Annotated in this window: 13 protein-coding genes; 2 read left to right on the top strand and 11 right to left on the bottom strand. The window is 70.1% G+C overall.

The genetic code is table 11. From position 1 onward, the window contains the following. Positions 1-57: 57 nt before the first annotated feature. The 5 genes from AB0B96_RS13475 to aceB form a co-directional block, all read right to left on the bottom strand. On the bottom strand, positions 58-1,305 hold the full coding sequence (locus AB0B96_RS13475) for a heterodisulfide reductase-related iron-sulfur binding cluster (RefSeq protein ID WP_350944604.1): 1,248 nt from the start codon (positions 1,303-1,305) through the stop codon (positions 58-60). 1 nt (position 1,306) lies between these two features. Then, a complete protein-coding gene (locus AB0B96_RS13470) occupies positions 1,307-2,623 on the bottom strand; it encodes an FAD-binding oxidoreductase (RefSeq protein ID WP_362898462.1) in 1,317 nt (438 codons plus the stop codon). After that, a complete protein-coding gene (locus AB0B96_RS13465) occupies positions 2,623-4,080 on the bottom strand; it encodes an FAD-linked oxidase C-terminal domain-containing protein (protein ID WP_362898460.1) in 1,458 nt (485 codons plus the stop codon). Before AB0B96_RS13465 ends, AB0B96_RS13470 begins: the two co-directional genes overlap by 1 nt. Positions 4,081-4,165: 85 nt before the next feature. Beyond that, complete coding sequence (locus AB0B96_RS13460) at positions 4,166-4,801, bottom strand: DUF1016 N-terminal domain-containing protein (RefSeq protein ID WP_362898458.1); 636 nt, start codon at positions 4,799-4,801, stop codon at positions 4,166-4,168. A gap of 109 nt (positions 4,802-4,910) precedes the next feature. After that, the gene (gene aceB / locus AB0B96_RS13455; protein ID WP_362898456.1) at positions 4,911-6,497 is read right to left on the bottom strand and encodes a malate synthase A; all 1,587 of its coding nucleotides are present in this window, start codon (positions 6,495-6,497) and stop codon (positions 4,911-4,913) included. A 257-nt stretch (positions 6,498-6,754) separates the two neighbouring features. Here aceB and AB0B96_RS13450 point away from each other — a divergent pair, with 257 nt between their 5' ends. Then, positions 6,755-7,435 carry a DUF4097 family beta strand repeat-containing protein gene (locus tag AB0B96_RS13450; protein WP_350944597.1) on the top strand — a complete coding sequence of 227 codons (681 nt, stop codon included), beginning with the start codon at positions 6,755-6,757 and terminating at the stop codon, positions 7,433-7,435. 251 nt (positions 7,436-7,686) lie between these two features. Further along, positions 7,687-9,057 carry a GTPase HflX gene (gene hflX / locus AB0B96_RS13445; RefSeq protein WP_362502212.1) on the top strand — a complete coding sequence of 457 codons (1,371 nt, stop codon included), beginning with the start codon at positions 7,687-7,689 and terminating at the stop codon, positions 9,055-9,057. An 84-nt stretch (positions 9,058-9,141) separates the two neighbouring features. On the opposite strand, the gene AB0B96_RS13440 is transcribed toward hflX, so the two are convergent. Genes AB0B96_RS13440 through AB0B96_RS13415 form a run of 6 tightly spaced genes read right to left on the bottom strand, consistent with a single transcriptional unit; the run spans position 9,142 to position 15,054 of the window. After that, positions 9,142-10,734: a SpoIIE family protein phosphatase gene (locus AB0B96_RS13440; protein ID WP_362898453.1), complete on the bottom strand. Its 1,593-nt coding sequence runs from the start codon at positions 10,732-10,734 to the stop codon at positions 9,142-9,144. Beyond that, on the bottom strand, positions 10,727-12,406 hold the full coding sequence (locus AB0B96_RS13435; RefSeq protein WP_362898451.1) for an ATP-binding protein: 1,680 nt from the start codon (positions 12,404-12,406) through the stop codon (positions 10,727-10,729). Before AB0B96_RS13435 ends, AB0B96_RS13440 begins: the two co-directional genes overlap by 8 nt. Next, the gene (locus tag AB0B96_RS13430; RefSeq protein ID WP_362898449.1) at positions 12,403-13,413 is read right to left on the bottom strand and encodes an ATP-binding protein; all 1,011 of its coding nucleotides are present in this window, start codon (positions 13,411-13,413) and stop codon (positions 12,403-12,405) included. The genes AB0B96_RS13435 and AB0B96_RS13430 overlap by 4 nt, the downstream gene beginning before the upstream one ends. Further along, positions 13,401-13,802 (bottom strand): anti-sigma regulatory factor, encoded by a 402-nt coding sequence (locus tag AB0B96_RS13425; protein WP_362898447.1) that lies wholly within the window; start codon positions 13,800-13,802, stop codon positions 13,401-13,403. The genes AB0B96_RS13430 and AB0B96_RS13425 overlap by 13 nt, the downstream gene beginning before the upstream one ends. Continuing rightward, on the bottom strand, positions 13,799-14,179 hold the full coding sequence (locus AB0B96_RS13420; protein ID WP_350944590.1) for an STAS domain-containing protein: 381 nt from the start codon (positions 14,177-14,179) through the stop codon (positions 13,799-13,801). The genes AB0B96_RS13425 and AB0B96_RS13420 overlap by 4 nt, the downstream gene beginning before the upstream one ends. Beyond that, positions 14,179-15,054 carry an STAS domain-containing protein gene (locus tag AB0B96_RS13415; protein WP_350944589.1) on the bottom strand — a complete coding sequence of 292 codons (876 nt, stop codon included), beginning with the start codon at positions 15,052-15,054 and terminating at the stop codon, positions 14,179-14,181. The genes AB0B96_RS13420 and AB0B96_RS13415 overlap by 1 nt, the downstream gene beginning before the upstream one ends. Positions 15,055-15,107 lie beyond the last annotated feature (53 nt).

The raw sequence follows: 15,107 nt of genomic DNA, 5'->3' as shown, positions 1-15,107 counted from the left end.
GACCTTGGCGCGTCCCGTACCGGCGGGACGGGCCGCTCACGAGATCCCCGCTTGCCCTCACGGCACCCTCGCGAGTCCGCGCAGCGAGGCGTCGAGGACCTGCGCGGTGTGCGCCACGGGGACGGGTTCGGCGCCCCGGCGGCGGATCGCCGAGGCGATCTGCATGGTGCAGCCGGGGTTGGCCGAGACCAGCAGGTCGGCGCCGGTGGCGAGCACCCGTTCCGCCTTGCGGTCACCGAGGTCCTTCGCGGTCTCGGGCTGGAACAGGTTGTAGGTTCCCGCCGAGCCGCAGCAGATCGCCGACTCGGCGATCTCCTTCAGCTTCAGGCCGGGCACGCCGCCCAGGAGCTCGCGGGGCTGGGACCGTACCCCCTGGGCGTGGGCGAGGTGACAGGCGTCGTGGTAGGCCACGGTGAGCGGCAGCGGATGGCGCTCGGCCGCCGGGCCGAGCGCGACGAGATACTCCGCCAGGTCGACGGTCCTGATCGCCCGGGCCCTTTCGACCCACTCGCCGCCCTCGCCCTCGAGGATCTCCGCGTAGTCCTTCATCGTCGATCCGCATCCGGCGGCGTTGACGACGATCGTGTCGACGCCCGCCCGCTCGAAGGTGGCGATCGTCCGCTTCGCGAACCGCAGGGCCTGCCTCTCCTGGCCGGAGTGCAGCGACAGCGCCCCGCAGCAGCCCTGCGAGGGCGGGATCACCACGTCGCAGCCCTCCATCGCGAGCACCCGGGCCGTGGCCTCGTTGACCTGGGGGAAGAACTCCCCCTGCACGCAGCCGGTGAGCATGCCGACCGTGGCCCGGTGCGGGCCCCGCGCCGCGATCCTTCGCGGCAGCCGCGTCCGGTCGGCGGCCGGGGGAGCGAGGTCGGCCATCGCCGCCAGGGACGGGTTGATCCGCTCCAGCCTCGGCGCGACCGCGCGGCGCAGCCCGGCGCTGAGCCGCAGCGGCAGCCGCATCGCCCGCAGCCGCCGGGGATAGGGGAACAGCTGGAAGACCAGCGCCCGCAGCGCCCTGTCGTCGGGCTCTCTCACGTGCACCCGCTCCACCTCGGCCCGGGTCTGCTCGATCAGCCGGTCGTACCTCACCCCGGACGGGCAGGCGGGCACGCACGCCATGCACCCCAGGCACGCGTCGAAGTGCCCGGCCATCTCGGGCGTGAGCGGTGTGCCCTCGACGTGCTGTTTCATCAGGTGGATCCGGCCGCGCGGGGAGTCCATCTCCTCGCCCCACAGGACGTACGTCGGGCACGAGGGCAGGCAGAACCCGCAGTGCACGCAGTCGTTGATCAGCTCAGGGTCCATGTCAGATCCCTCCCGCGAACCGGCCGGGGGACATCCTCCGGCCGGGGTCGAACCGTTCCTTGACCCGCCGCATCAGAGGCAGGGCGCCGGAGGGACCCCAGCGATCGATCCCGCGGGCGAGAGCGGGTGGCACGGCGAGCACCGTGAGCGCGCCACCGAGCCGCCGCAGGTCGTCGCGTACGCCCGTCACGAACCCGGAGAACTCCGCCTCGCCGACGTCCCCCGGCAGGGCGGCCAGCAGAACCGCTGAGGCCACCGACCCGCGCACCCGAGCGGGCAGCCCGCGTGCGGCGACCGCGCGCAGCGCCGGGCAGGCCGCGGCGGGCGGGACCCGCATTTCCAGCAGCACCTCCTCGCCGGGCGGCACCGACCACCAGGCGGGCGCCTCGGCGGTGATCCGCGCGCTCCCGTACTCGTCCATCGAGGTGCGCACGGCCTCCGCGCGGACATCGGCCGCCACTCCCTCGACGAGCGCGCAGACGGTGGCCTCGCCGGTGATGTCCGGCCACTCCAGTTCGACGGCGCTCGGCTCGGCCTGCGAGGCCGCGAGCTCGGCGACCAGTGCGTCCAGCGCGTCCAGTCCGTCCCTCGCGGGGGAACCGGCGGAACCCGGTCCGCCGGCGGGCAGGTCCACGGTGACCCACCGGCGGTCGGCGGGGATCGGGTGGAGGCGGAAGGTGGCCTCGGTGATGACGCCGAGCGTGCCGTAGGAGCCGGTGAAGAGCTTGCCCAGGTCATAGCCCGCGACGTTCTTGACGACGTTGCCGCCCGAGGTGGCGATCGTGCCGTCGGCCAGCACGACCGTGATGCCGATCAGCAGGTCGCGGGCGGTGCCGTAGCGGAACCTGCGGGGACCGGCGACCGCGGTGGCGAGCGTGCCGCCGACCGTGCCGGCACCCAGGGGCGTGTCCAGGACGAGTTCCTGCCGCGACCGCGAGAGCGTGGCGTTGAGGACGCCGAGGGGGAGTCCCGCGCCGACCCGCGTCACGAGATCGCCCGAGGAGTGCTCGACCGCGGATCCGTCCCCGAGGAGCAGGCAGCAGGTGTCGATCAGCAGGTCGCACCGTTCGGGGGGATTGCCCCAGCCGAGCTTGGTGCCGTCTCCCACCGGGACCACGGCCAGGTCGTGGGCGGCCGAGACGCGCATCAGCGCGGCGACCTCCCCGGTGTTCTCCGGCAGGGCCACCCAGCGGGGCGAGACCCCGCCCACCGCGTCGTTGGAGGTCGCCTCCCGGATCGTCACGCCCGTCGCGCGCAGCGCCTGCTGCGCTTCCTGTGCTTTTTGTGCCTTCAAGGGTGCCTCCAGCGGTGCTCCCATCAGAAGTGCTCCGCCTGTCCCGACTCGACCAGCGGGTGCGCGCCCTTGCGGACCCCGGGGACCTCGCCGCACAGCCGGGGGGTCGGGAAGATCTTTCCCGGGTTCGACAGGCCGCGGGGGTCGAAGGCGCAGCGCACCAGCTGCATGGTGTTGAGATCGTCGTCAGAGAACATTTTCGGCATATATCGGGACTTGTCCACGCCGACGCCGTGTTCGCCGGTGATGGAACCGCCGTGCTCGATGCACAGGTCGAGAATTCTCCCCGACACGATCTCCGCCCTCTCCTCCGCACCCGGCTCGGCGTCGTCGAACAGCACCAGCGGGTGCAGGTTGCCGTCACCGGCGTGGAAGACGTTCGCCACCCTGATGTCGTACTCGCGGGAGAGGGCGTCGATGCTCGCCAGCACCCCGCCCAGCGCGGTGCGGGGGACGACACCGTCCTGGACGATGTAGGCGGGGCTGATCCGGCCCACCGCGGCGAACGCCGACTTGCGGCCCCGCCAGATCGCGGCCCGCTCCGCCGGGTCGTCGGCGACCCGTATCTCGAACGCGCCGCTCTCCCGGCAGAGTCGCGTCACCTCGCCGAACTGGTGCGCGACCTCCTCCGCGGGGCCGTCCAGCTCCACGATGAGCACCGCCCCCGCGCCCTCCGGGTAGGCGCACGCCACGGCCGCCTCGGCCGCCTCGACGGCGAGGGCGTCCATCATCTCGATCGCGGCGGGCACGATGCCTCCGCCGATGATCGCCGACACCGCCTGCCCGCCCCGCTCGATGTCCTCGAACGCCGCGAGCAGCGTCGTCACGGCCTCCGGCAGCCTGCTCAGCCGTACGACGATCTTGGTCGCGATACCGAGGGTGCCCTCGGAGCCGATGAACGCGCCCAGCAGGTCGTATCCGGGATCGGTGTCCGACAGCTCGACGATGTCACCGTCGGGGGTGACGATCTCCAGGCCGACCACGTGGTTGACGGTGAAGCCGTACTTCAGGCAGTGGGCGCCGCCGGAGTTCTCGGCCACGTTGCCGCCGATCGTGCAGACCTGCTGGCTGGAGGGGTCGGGTGCGTAGTAGTGGCCCAGGTCGCGGACGGCCTCGGTGATCGCCAGGTTGGTGACCCCCGGCTCCACGGTCGCCCTCCGGTTCGGCAGGTCGACGGAGAGGATCCGCCGCATCTTCGAGGTCACGACCAGCACCCCGTCGGACCGTGGCAGGGCACCGCCCGACAGTCCGGTCCCGGCGCCCCTGGCCACGAACGGCAGGTCGTACTCGTTGCAGATCCTCACCACGGCCGCGACCTGCTCGGTGCTCTCCGGCAGCACCACGACTCCGGGGGTGACCCGGTGGTGGGTCAGCCCGTCGCACTCGTAGGTGCGCAGCCGCACGGGATCGGTGATGACCGACCCGGGTCCGAGGAGTTCCTCGAACCTGCGGGCCGGCTCGTCCAGGGTCTTCGTCGACATCGCTCCTCCTCCGGCGTGCCCGGCGTCCCGGCGCTGTCGCCGGTGCCCGCCGGCCTCCATCGGCCGATCGAGGACGCCGTTCTTGTCATCCTCGTCTCGAATTCTCACTCAGCGCGGCGGCGCCGGCGTTCCTGCCGTGTCTGGGGCCGTCGTCCACGAGGCCGGAGAAGCAGGGCTCTCCGGGCGCCCGCTGCGGGGTACGGCGCTCGGGGGAGGGCGGCGTGCGGACGGGGCCCGGCGGGGAGTGCCGGACGCGCAGGTGGAGCCTTCCTTTGATCATCGTGATCAGGACGCCCCTCGCCCACCCCTCGTCCGCGGTCTTGCGCGCGTAGAACTCCCTGGTCGCCCTGTTGTCGAGCATGTCGAGCAGGACGATGTGATGGCCCCAGGGGATCGGCCGGGTCGTCCTCGGGATGGAGTCCGGCCAGGCGGCCGCGAAGGCCCTCATGTAGAGGAGGTTGGTCCGCGAGTACCCCATCGCCTCGGGGAACGCGCCGCGCAGGTCGGTCGAGAGCCGGGGCACCGCCCTTCTGCCCCAGTCGTCGTCCGGCTGCCGATCGAGGATGTGGCGGCCGATCCGCCAGTACTGCCGGATCAGCTCGGTGTCGGTGGTGAGCAGCGCCACCCGTCCCCTGCTGCCGATGATCTCGCGTTTGACGGCGTCGAGCAGTGCCGCGTACTCGCCCTGGTCGGCTCCTTCGCCGTTCCTGTCATCGCTCATGCACGCAAAGTATCCACTGAGCCCGGCGTCCGCATCCGCCCGCGGGGACCGCCCGGAGTGAGGAATCCCCGCCGGGGGATGAGGATTTCGCACTGTCGGGCTGGTCATGTCACGGCATACGCGCATAGGCCGGGAGGGTAAGGAACTCCGCGAAGTCGTCGTCGAGGGCGACCTCCTTGAACAGGGCGGTGGCCTGACCGTAGCGGGCCTCGTCGTAGCCGGGCTCCGCCTTGATCTTGGCGAGTTCCTCGTCGATGATCCTCTCGACCAGCTCCCTGGTCACCACGGCACCGGTGTCGGCGAGCTCGATGCCGTTGTGGATCCACTGCCAGATCTGGGAACGGGAGATCTCGGCGGTCGCCGCGTCCTCCATCAGGTTGTGGATCGCCACCGCGCCCAGCCCGCCCATCCAGGCGGCCAGGTAGCGCAGCGCCACGTCCACGTTGTTGCGCAGCCCCGCCTCGGTGATGTCGCCGGGGGTCTTGGAGACCGCCAGCAGGTCGGCGGCGGAGACGGAGACGTCCTCGCGCAGGCGGTGGAGCTGGTTCGGCCGGTCCTCCAGGACGGCGTCGAAGACGTCGCGGCAGATCGGCACGAGGTCGGGGTGCGCCACCCACGAGCCGTCGAAACCGTCGCCGGACTCGCGGGTCTTGTCGGCGGTGACCTTCTCCAGGGCGACCTTGTTGACCTCGGGGTCGCGGCGGGAGGGGATGAACGCGGCCATCCCGCCGATGGCGTGGGCCCCGCGCCGGTGGCAGGTGCGGACCAGCAACTCGGTGTAGGCCCGCATGAACGGAGCGGTCATCGTCACGGCGTTGCGCTCGGGCAGCAGGAACTCGCGGCCCCGGGTGCGGAACTTCTTGATCACGCTGAAGAGGTAGTCCCAGCGGCCGGCGTTGAGCCCCGCGGAGTGGTCGCGGAGCTCGTAGAGGATCTCGTCCATCTCGAACGCGGCGGGGTAGGTCTCGATGAGCACCGTCGCCCGGATCGTGCCGTGGGGGATGCCGAGCAGCTCCTGGGCCCTGACGAAGACGTCGTTCCAGAGGCGGGCCTCCAGGTGTGACTCGATCTTCGGCAGGTAGAAGTACGGGCCCCTGCCCTTGGCCATCTGCCGCTGCGCCGAGTGGAAGAGGTAGAGGCCGAAGTCGACGAGGGAGGCGGAGAACGGCCTGCCGTCACAGGTGAGGTGCTTCTCGTTCAGGTGCCATCCGCGGGGCCGGACCACGATGGTGGCGAGCTCGGTGTCCGGTTTGAGGGCGTAGCTCTTCTCCCCGGCGGAGAAGTCCAGGGTCCGATCGAGCGCGTCGCGCAGGTTGAGCTGTCCGTTGATGGTGTTCTCCCAGGTGGGAGCGTTGGCGTCCTCGAAGTCCGCGAGCCACACCTTGGCGCCGGAGTTCAGCGCGTTGATCGTCATCTTCCGGTCGACGGGGCCGGTGATCTCCACGCGGCGGTCCACCAGGCCGGGGGCGGGCGGGGCGACGTGCCACTCGGACTCACGCACGTGCCGGGTCTCGGGCAGGAAGTCGAGGGTGCCTCCCGCCGACAGCTCCGCCTGGCGGGTCTGGCGGGCCTCCAGCAGCTCCAGACGCCGGCCGTCGAACTCGCGCTGGAGGGTGGCCAGGAAGGCCAGTGCCTCCGGCGTGAGGATCTCCTCGAAGCGGTCCTGGAGGGGGCCGCCGATCTCAACGCCGTCCATGGGTCCTCTTTTCCTCGCGGATTTCCATATGGTGGAAAAGTAATTCTGAATTGTGGAATCGACGCTACTTCAGGGCCGGTCACCGGTCAAAGGCAGGGTCCCCCTCAGGGGCCGATCCGGGCGTTCCCCGATGATCTGGGAGGCGGGCTCGGTCAGAGTTGGGTGAGCGCCCTCGGCAGGTCGGCAGAGGGAGAGGACGAACCCGTCGCACGTCGGTTGGGAAGCGAAGGTTTCCCGGAAGGTCGAGGACTGAGCACATGAAGAGGAACATGGTCGTCGCAGGGGCGATCCTGGGGTCGGTGTTCGTGCTCTCGGGGTGCGGCGCACTCGACTTCCGCGACCGGCAGCAGGAGGTCGTCTCCTACGACGTCACCGGCGAGCTGAAGGCCCTGGACGTCGCCACCGGCTCCGGGGACATCGTGGTCGCCGAGTCGGACCGGGAGGCCGTCCGGGTGACCGAGACCATCCACTGGCGTGGCGACAAGCCCACCCTCCGGCACCCGGTGGACGGCGGCACGCTCACCCTGCGCTACGAATGCCGCGGGAACTGCTCGGTCGACTACAAGGTCGAGATCCCGCGGGGCCTCACGGCCAAACTCGACACCGGCTCGGGCACCATCACGATGCGCGGGCTCACCGGGGAGGTCGAGGCCACGAGCGGCTCCGGCGAGATCGAGGCCGGCGCCCTGACCTCCAAGCGGTTCGTCGCCGACACCGGCTCCGGCGACGTCGAGGCGAGGTTCTCCGCCGCGCCCGAGGAGGTGCGGATCGAGACCGGCTCCGGCGACGTCGTCGCCTACCTTCCCAAGGGCGGCTACGACGTCACCACCGACACCGGTTCGGGTCAGGAGACCGTGGAGGTGGTCAGGGACCCCTCCTCACCCCGCAAGGTCACGCTGCGGACCGGCTCGGGCGACGCCTCGGTCCGGCTTCCCTGAGGCCGCGCCTTCGAGCCGTTCCCGGGGCCCCGACCGAGGAGCGTTCACGGCGCGCCGGGACGAGGCGGTGATAACCAGGTGATGACCGGAGGTTCCCGTGGCACCATCAAGGGGAAGAGACCCGGGGTGTCGGGGCGTTCTCTCCTGTGAGAAGAACGCATACGCACCAACCATCTGAATGGAGCGACGACATAGACACTCGTGAGCCGCTGGACATCGACCGATTCGACGACCTGCTCGACAACGGCGAGATGGACCTGGCCGAACGCCAGGCACTCCGCCGGGTGGCGGGCCTCTCCACTGAGCTGGAAGACGTCACCGAGGTCGAATACCGCCAGCTGCGGCTTGAGCGGGTCGTCCTCGTCGGTGTCTGGACCTCCGGTACGTCGACCGACGCGGAAAACTCCCTCCTTGAGCTGAAGCTCCTCGCCGAGACCGCGGGCTCGGAGGTCCTGGAAGGTCTGATCCAGCGCAGGCAGAAGCCCGACACCGCGACCTACATCGGCTCCGGCAAGGCGCAGGAGCTCGCCGACATCGTCTCCGCCACCGGTGCCGACACCGTGGTCTGCGACGGAGAGCTGAGCCCCGGCCAGCTCCGCCAGCTTGAGGAGATCGTCAAGGTCAAGGTCATCGACCGGACCATGTTGATCCTCGACATCTTCGCCCAGCACGCCAAGAGCCGCGAGGGCAAGGCGCAGGTCGAGCTCGCGCAGCTCAACTACCTGCTGCCGCGCCTGCGAGGCTGGGGTGGAAACCTGTCACGCCAGGTCGGCGGTCGCGCCGCGGGCGGCGTCGGCATGGGAGGCCGCGGACCCGGTGAGACCAAGATCGAGCTGGACCGCCGCCGGATCCGCGAGCGGATGGCCAAGCTGCGCCGCCAGATCGGCGAGATGACCACCGCCCGCGTGACCAAGCGCTCGCGGCGCCTGCAGCGCGAGGTTCCCGCCGTGGCCATCGCCGGATACACCAACGCGGGCAAGTCCTCGCTGCTGAACCGGCTGACCGGCGCGGGGGTGCTGGTCGAGGACGCCCTGTTCGCCACGCTCGATCCGACGGTCCGTAAGGCGCACACGCCCGACGGCCGCCTGTTCACGCTCGCCGACACCGTCGGATTCGTCCGGCACCTGCCACACCAGCTCGTCGAGGCGTTCCGCTCCACGCTGGAGGAGGTCGGCGACGCCGACCTGATCCTGCACGTGGTCGACGGCTCGCACCCCGACCCCGAGTCGCAGCTCGCCGCGGTACGCGAGGTGATCGGCGACATCGAGGGCGCCCGCGACATCCCCGAGATCGTGGTCGTGAACAAGGCCGACGCCGCCGACCCGGTGGTGCTGGCCCAGCTGACCGCGAAGGAGAAGCACACCGTCGTGGTCTCGGCCCGCACCGGCGCCGGACTCGACGAGCTGAGGGCCGTGATCGAGCGGGAGCTGCCCCGCTTCGACCAGGAGGTCAGGCTTCTCGTGCCGTACGAGCGCGGTGACCTGATCTCCAGGGCGCACAAGGAGGGCGAGGTCCTCGGCGTCGAGCACACCGGAGACGGCACGGTGCTGCACGCCAGGGTCCTGCCCGGCCTCTTCGCCGAGCTGGAGAAGACCGCCAAACCGGTCGAGACCGCAGTCTGACCCGCCGGTGCGCCGTACCGTCCTCTTGTGGCGGTACGGCGCATCCAGCGCATCCGGACGCGTCCGCCGCCTCCCGGACGTCGTTCAGCGCTTCTCGCGCCGGAACATCACCAGCGCCACGTCGTCCTCCCTGGCGCCGAACCGCTCGATCAGCCGGTCGCAGAAGGCCTCCTGGTCTCCCTCCAGGCTCTCCGCCAGGTGCCGTACGATCTCCAGGCTCTCGTCGAGCAGCTTGTCGCGATCCTCGATGAGCCCGTCGGTGAACAGCAGCACCGAGGCTCCCTCGGGGATGTTCACCCGGTCGACCCGGTAGGTCTCCTCGGCCACCCCAAGCAGGAGGTTGCCCAGAGCGTGGTAGCGGGCGTGGCCGTCGGCGATGACGAGAGGCGGGATGTGCCCCGCGTTCGAGATCTCCATCTCCCCGGTCACCGGATCGATCAGGAACAGGGCGACGGTGGCGGTCATGCCGGGGTGGTAGCGCCGCAGCACGTTGTTGAGCAGCGCCATCGACGCGCCGAGGTCCTGGGCGCCGATGACGGAGGCACGCAGCGCGTGGCGCAACTCCGCCATGACGGTGGCGGCGAGCAGCGAGTGCCCCTGGACGTCGCCGATGGCGATGAGCACCCGGTGGTCCATCCGCAGGACCTCGTAGAAGTCGCCGCCGACCTCGACGTTGTCGACCGCGGGCTGGTACCGCCAGCTGATCGCGATTCCGGGGATCTCGGGGATCCGCGCCGGCAGCAGGCTGCGCTGCAGGGTGAGGGCGATCGCGTGCTCCTCGGCGTACGCCCGCAGCGCGTCCACGGCGAGGGCGAGGGCCTGGCCGAGCTGGCGCAGCACGTTGGACTCGTCGGGGTCGAGCGGCGGCGTCTCCACCACCCCGAGATAGACGGGGGGCCTGCCCAGCTTGGTGCGGCAGATCACCGCCGAGACGGCACCGTCGAGCGTCGCGTCGGGCATCAACTTCATCCACTCGGCGGCCGGCACCGTGAGGACCTGGGTGCCTGCGGCGGCACCCAGGGACATCGCGCTCAGCCTGGGCAGCGTGTCCGGCGCCGCGACCTTGGCCTGGGCGACGTTCTCCGAAGGAGTCGCGGCGAACCTGCGGGTCCGGCCGTCGGGGGGCAGGGCGAGCGCGCCCGCGTGCCGTCCCAGGATCCGTGAGGTTCCCTCGACGGCCGTGGCGAGGAGCTCGTCGAACGTCTCGGCGGAGTTCATGGAGAGCGTGACCTCGGTGAGGGCGGCGAGTCGTCCGGCCATCAGCTCGGCCCGCTGCCGGGCACGGTAGTAGCGCAGCGTGGCCTCGACCGTCGCGGCGAACTCGTCCGGCTCTACCGGCTCCGCCAGGTAGGCGTCCGCCCCGCGTTCGAGCCCCTGTGCCCGGTCGGCGGGGGCGATCGCGGCCCCGGAGATCTGGATGACCGGGATGGAGGACGTCGCCGGATCCGCCTTGATCTGCTCGCAGACCTCGTAGCCGCTGATGTCGGGCAGCCGTACGTCCAGGACGACGAGGTCGGGGAGGAGCTCCCGCACCTTGGCGAGTGCCTCCATGCCGCCGGTGGCCTGCACGACCTGGTGACCCGAGCGCCGCAACCAGCTCGACAGGATGTACAGCTTGGTCGGGGTGTCGTCCACGACCAGTACGGTCGCCTCCTTCCTCGCGGTTTTCCTAGTCATCGACGTGTCCCAGGGCGCTCTCGATCGCCTCCAGCAGGGTGTCGCGGCGGAGGCCGTGCTTGGGGACCATCATGTGCGCCCTCTCGGGGACCTGGCGCGCCGTGGCGACGGTCACGACGATCACCGGCACCTTGCGCAGCCGCTCGTCGTCGGACATCCGCAGCATCAGCGCGGTGCCGTCGAGCCGGGGCATCAGCAGGTCCACCAGGGCGACGTCGGGTGGATTCTCCTCCATCATCTCCAGGGCTCTCAGGCCGTCGGAGGCCTCGTCGATGTGGGCGGCGAATCCGGTAAGCATCCGGCGCACGACGGCGCGGAACTCCTCGTCGTCGTCCACGACGAGCAACCGGTCGACCACGGGGGCCCCGTCGTGCCGGTAGGGCAGCCTCAGGGTGGCCGTGGTGCCGGAGCCCGCGACGCTGGTCAGGTGCAGCCCGCCGCCCATTGCCTCGGCCAGCCGACGCGCGTACGGCAGGCCGAGCCCGGTCCCTTTGCTCCGCACCTGGATCGGTCCGGGAACCTGGAAGAACTCCTCGAAGACGCGCTCCAGATACTCCTCGGGCACGCCTATTCCCGTGTCGGTCACGGTGAAGACCAGATCCTGGGTGGTCTCGTCCAGCCTCGCCTCCAGCTTGACCTCACCCTGCTCGGTGAACTTCAGTCCGTTGGTGAGCAGGTTGCGCAGGATCCGGGTGAGCATCACCTCGTCCACCAGCATCTCCACCGGTGCCTGCGAGACCTCCACGGTGAGCCGCACCCCGTCGTGGCCGGTGGTGGGGCGCAACGTCATGCGCAGTCGTTCGGCCAGGGCCGTCAGATCGACCATGGAGGGCTGAGGGTCGAGCCTGCCCGCCTCGGCCTTCGCCATGTCGAGCAACTCGCTCACCAGCGACAGGAGCGTCTCCGCGGAGGAACCGATGAGGTTGATCTGGTGGAGCTGCTCGTCGGCGAGGGGGTCCCCGCCGGGGCCCACCAGGAGGCGGACCAGGCCGATGATCGAGTTGAGGGGGGTGCGCAGCTCGTGGCTGACGGTGGCCCAGAACCTGTTCTTCGCGTCGCTCGCCGCCCGGAGCTGCGCGGACTTCTCGTCCAGCTCCGCGTAGAGCGCCACGACGCCGCGGTTGGTCTCCTCCAACTCCTCCGACAGCTGGTTGTAGAGCGCGAGCACTCCCTGGTTGGTCTCCTGCAGTTCGGTGTTGAGCTGCAGGACCTCCTCCAGGGTCTCGGCGAGCTCGCGGTTCTGCCTGCGCAGCTCGTCGAGGGCCGTCGTGGGCGCGACCGCGGCGAGCTTGGCGCGGATCTCCTCCGCTGAGAATCTCGGCTTGCGGCCCTGCGGGAGCCGTTTGACCATACTTATTCTTCCCTCGGCGGAATCGAGCTCGATGCGGTCGACGAGACGCCCCGCCAGGGTCATGCCGTCGGAAGGACGGAAGTCGGCCTTCGAGAAGTCGATCGCGATGCGCAGGGCGTCCCGCTCCAGCCGGAAGGCGACGAAGGTGTCGCTCCCCGCCTCCACGAGTTCTCTGCCGATCTCGCTCAGCGCGGTGGCCACCCGGATCTGGTCCTGGGTCTCCATCCCGACGTTCTCCGCCACCTCACGGCCCAGCTTGCGCATGGCGAAGACATCCTGGTCGTCCCGGACATGGATCTGGATCAGCTCGTCCCCGGTCATGTGCCCGGCCTGACGGCGACCACGCAGGCGTCGTCCCTGCGGGTCCCGGCCTCACGCAGCAGCGTGCCGGCGACGACGGAGGGAAGGCGTGTGACAAGACCCGGATAGGAGGTGATGTTCCACCGCTCGGACAGACCGTCGGAGTGGAGCAGGACGACGCTGTGCGGTGGCAGGGCGTACTCGTACTGGCGCAGTGTCCTGGCCTTGTGACCGGCGATGCCGGGAACCGAGATCATCCCCTGACGGCCGTCGTTGTGGGCGATCCACGCGGAGACGTTGCCGAGGCCGGCGAAGCTCACCGTGCCGGCGGTGCCGTCGACGCGGGCCACGGCGACCGCGCCGCCCCTGGTGTGGCCGAGACCGGTGTGGATGCGCTCCAGGGCGGTGACCGGAGCGAGGTCGGCGTGCCGCAGGAACAGCCGTGCCGCCTCCTGGGAGGCATGGGCGGCCGCGGGGCCGTGGCCGAGGCCGTCACAGAGCATCACGGTCGTCACGGCGCCCTCATCGGTGATCACGAACGCGTCGCCGCAGACGGTCTCGTCGCCGATCGGGCGGGTGAGGCCGCTCACCCGGCACCGGGGCCGCGGGGCGCCCTGCGCGACGAAGTACATACCGAGCACGGTGCCCCGGCCGGGCATGGAGTGAACCTCGTATCCACTCGCCATCCTGGCGATGCCCCCCAGGCCGATGCCGAGGGTGCCGGTGGTGGAGTAGCCGTCGCGCAGGGCGCGGGAGACGTCCCGCATTCCCGGCCCCTGGTCGATCGCGAGGACCTCCACCGCCGAGTCCAGTTCCAGATGGGGGCGAATCAGCATGACCCCGTTGGTCGCGTGCTTGACCAGGTTCGAGGCGGCCTCGCTCACCGCGACGGCGACCCGTCCGCTGTCCTCCTCGCTGAATCCCCGCGCCTCGGCGAGTGTCACGGCGGTGCGGCGGAGGGCGCCGATCGCGCTGGCGTCCTCGGCCCTTACCCAGTTGTCACGCTGTGAGTGGATCAGCGCGCCCATTTCGTCACCGTGATCAACGTTCCCTCACCGGGAGTCGATTCGAGGTCGAACTCGTCGACCAGGCGACGCGAACCACTGAGGCCGAGCCCCAGGCCTCCGCCGGTGGTCCACCCGTCGGTCAGTGCCTGCTCGATGTCCGAGATGCCGGGGCCGTTGTCGCTGAAGACCATCCGCAGGCCCCGCCGCATGCCCTTGTGGACGACCTCGACCCGTACCTGCCCGCCTCCCGCGTAGACCAGGGCGTTGCGGGCCAGCTCACTGGCCGCGGTCACCACCTTGGTCTGGTCGACCAGGGAGAGGCCCACGTCCACCGCGACGGTCCTGACGTGCTGGCGGACCAGCACGACATCGCCGTTGACGTTGATGGGCAGTTCCTTCGCGGTCGTCACCGGGAGGCCTCGAAGTGCTGGGATTCTTCGATCTGGTTCAGCAGGGCGACGCCCTTCTCGAGGTTGAGCGCCGTGCGTACGCCGCCGAGGGAGAGGCCGAGCTCGACGAGGGTGATCGCCACCGCCGGTCGCATGCCGACGACGATCGTCTCGGCGTCGAGCATGCGGGAGATCGCCGCGATGGTGGCGAGCATCCGGCCGATGAAGGAGTCGACGATCTCCACGGCGGTGATGTCGATGATCACCCCTCGTGCTCCGGTCTCGACGACCTTCTCCGACAGGTCCTCCTGCAGGGCGAGCACGCTCATGTCCTGCAGGTCGATCTGGATGGAGACGATCAGGATGTCGCCGAGTTTGAGGATGGGAACGCGATCCATCAGCCCTCCACCGTCCGCACGGCGATGCGGGACGCCCCGCCCTTGACGAATTTGACGCCGCTCGCCCGCAGCGTGTGGGCCAGCGCGTCGGCGAGGGTGGCCTTGGTCACGATGTCACCGAACTCGATGCCCAGGGTGACGATGGTGTGGGCGATCTGCGGGCGGATACCGGAGATCACGCACTCGGCACCCATCAGCCGGGCCGCCACCACGGTCTTGAGCAGGTGCTGGGCGACCTCGGTGTCGACGGCGGGGACCCCCGTGATGTCGATGACCGCGTGCTCGGAGCCGGTGTCGACGAGCGTCTGGAGCAGCTTCTCCATCACGACCTGGGTCCTGGCGGAGTCGAGCGTGCCGACCAGCGGCACCGCGACGATGCCCTCCCAGAGCTTGACCACCGGGGTGGACAGCTCCAGCAGTTGCTCCGCCTGGTCAATGATGATCTTCTCCCTGGCCGCCGCGTAGCTCTCCATGGTGAAGAGGCCGAGGTCGTCGATTACCCGGGAGAACCAGATGAAACCACGAATGGCCTCGGGGGAACCGTCATCCTCGACGACCTCGTAGAGGGCCTCCTTCAGACCGAAGACCAGGGTCGCGGTCTCGGTCGGGGTGAACCCCTGGCGGGCACGGTCCCGGGAGAGTTCGGAGAGCAGGCCGCGCAGGTCACTGAGGTCTCCGGAGTCCCCGAAGGACTGACGCAGCGCCTGGGAGAGCTCGCGCAACTGATCGGCGAGCTTTCCGCTCTCCGCATGGTCCCCGATGGACGAACGGGCGATCTCAAGCCAGCGCTTGAAGACGCGTGCCTCGTGCTCCTGGAAAAGTTCTTCGATGCGACGCCGACCGGCGTCCGCGTGGACGGACAAGGCAACTCCCATGCGTACGACCTGAAGACAACTCGCACGAAAGGCTACATGGAACGTCCTGCTTA

Origin of the sequence: Streptosporangium sp. NPDC049046 (assembly GCF_040649155.1) — a bacterium.
Classification (GTDB): domain Bacteria; phylum Actinomycetota; class Actinomycetes; order Streptosporangiales; family Streptosporangiaceae; genus Streptosporangium.
Note: the sequence above shows the minus strand (reverse complement) of the source record. Positions and strands in the feature narration are given on the sequence as shown.

Coding starts and splice junctions, on each gene's coding strand:
- AB0B96_RS13415 (WP_350944589.1), bottom strand. CDS start 15,054: ATGGGAGTTGCCTTGTCCGTCCACGCGGACGCCGGTCGGCGTCGCATC.
- hflX (WP_362502212.1), top strand. CDS start 7,687: ATGGACCTGGCCGAACGCCAGGCACTCCGCCGGGTGGCGGGCCTCTCC.
- AB0B96_RS13420 (WP_350944590.1), bottom strand. CDS start 14,179: ATGGATCGCGTTCCCATCCTCAAACTCGGCGACATCCTGATCGTCTCC.
- AB0B96_RS13440 (WP_362898453.1), bottom strand. CDS start 10,734: ATGACTAGGAAAACCGCGAGGAAGGAGGCGACCGTACTGGTCGTGGAC.
- AB0B96_RS13470 (WP_362898462.1), bottom strand. CDS start 2,623: ATGGGAGCACCGCTGGAGGCACCCTTGAAGGCACAAAAAGCACAGGAA.
- AB0B96_RS13460 (WP_362898458.1), bottom strand. CDS start 4,801: ATGAGCGATGACAGGAACGGCGAAGGAGCCGACCAGGGCGAGTACGCG.
- aceB (WP_362898456.1), bottom strand. CDS start 6,497: ATGGACGGCGTTGAGATCGGCGGCCCCCTCCAGGACCGCTTCGAGGAG.
- AB0B96_RS13450 (WP_350944597.1), top strand. CDS start 6,755: ATGAAGAGGAACATGGTCGTCGCAGGGGCGATCCTGGGGTCGGTGTTC.
- AB0B96_RS13430 (WP_362898449.1), bottom strand. CDS start 13,413: ATGGGCGCGCTGATCCACTCACAGCGTGACAACTGGGTAAGGGCCGAG.
- AB0B96_RS13475 (WP_350944604.1), bottom strand. CDS start 1,305: ATGGACCCTGAGCTGATCAACGACTGCGTGCACTGCGGGTTCTGCCTG.
- AB0B96_RS13465 (WP_362898460.1), bottom strand. CDS start 4,080: ATGTCGACGAAGACCCTGGACGAGCCGGCCCGCAGGTTCGAGGAACTC.
- AB0B96_RS13435 (WP_362898451.1), bottom strand. CDS start 12,406: ATGACCGGGGACGAGCTGATCCAGATCCATGTCCGGGACGACCAGGAT.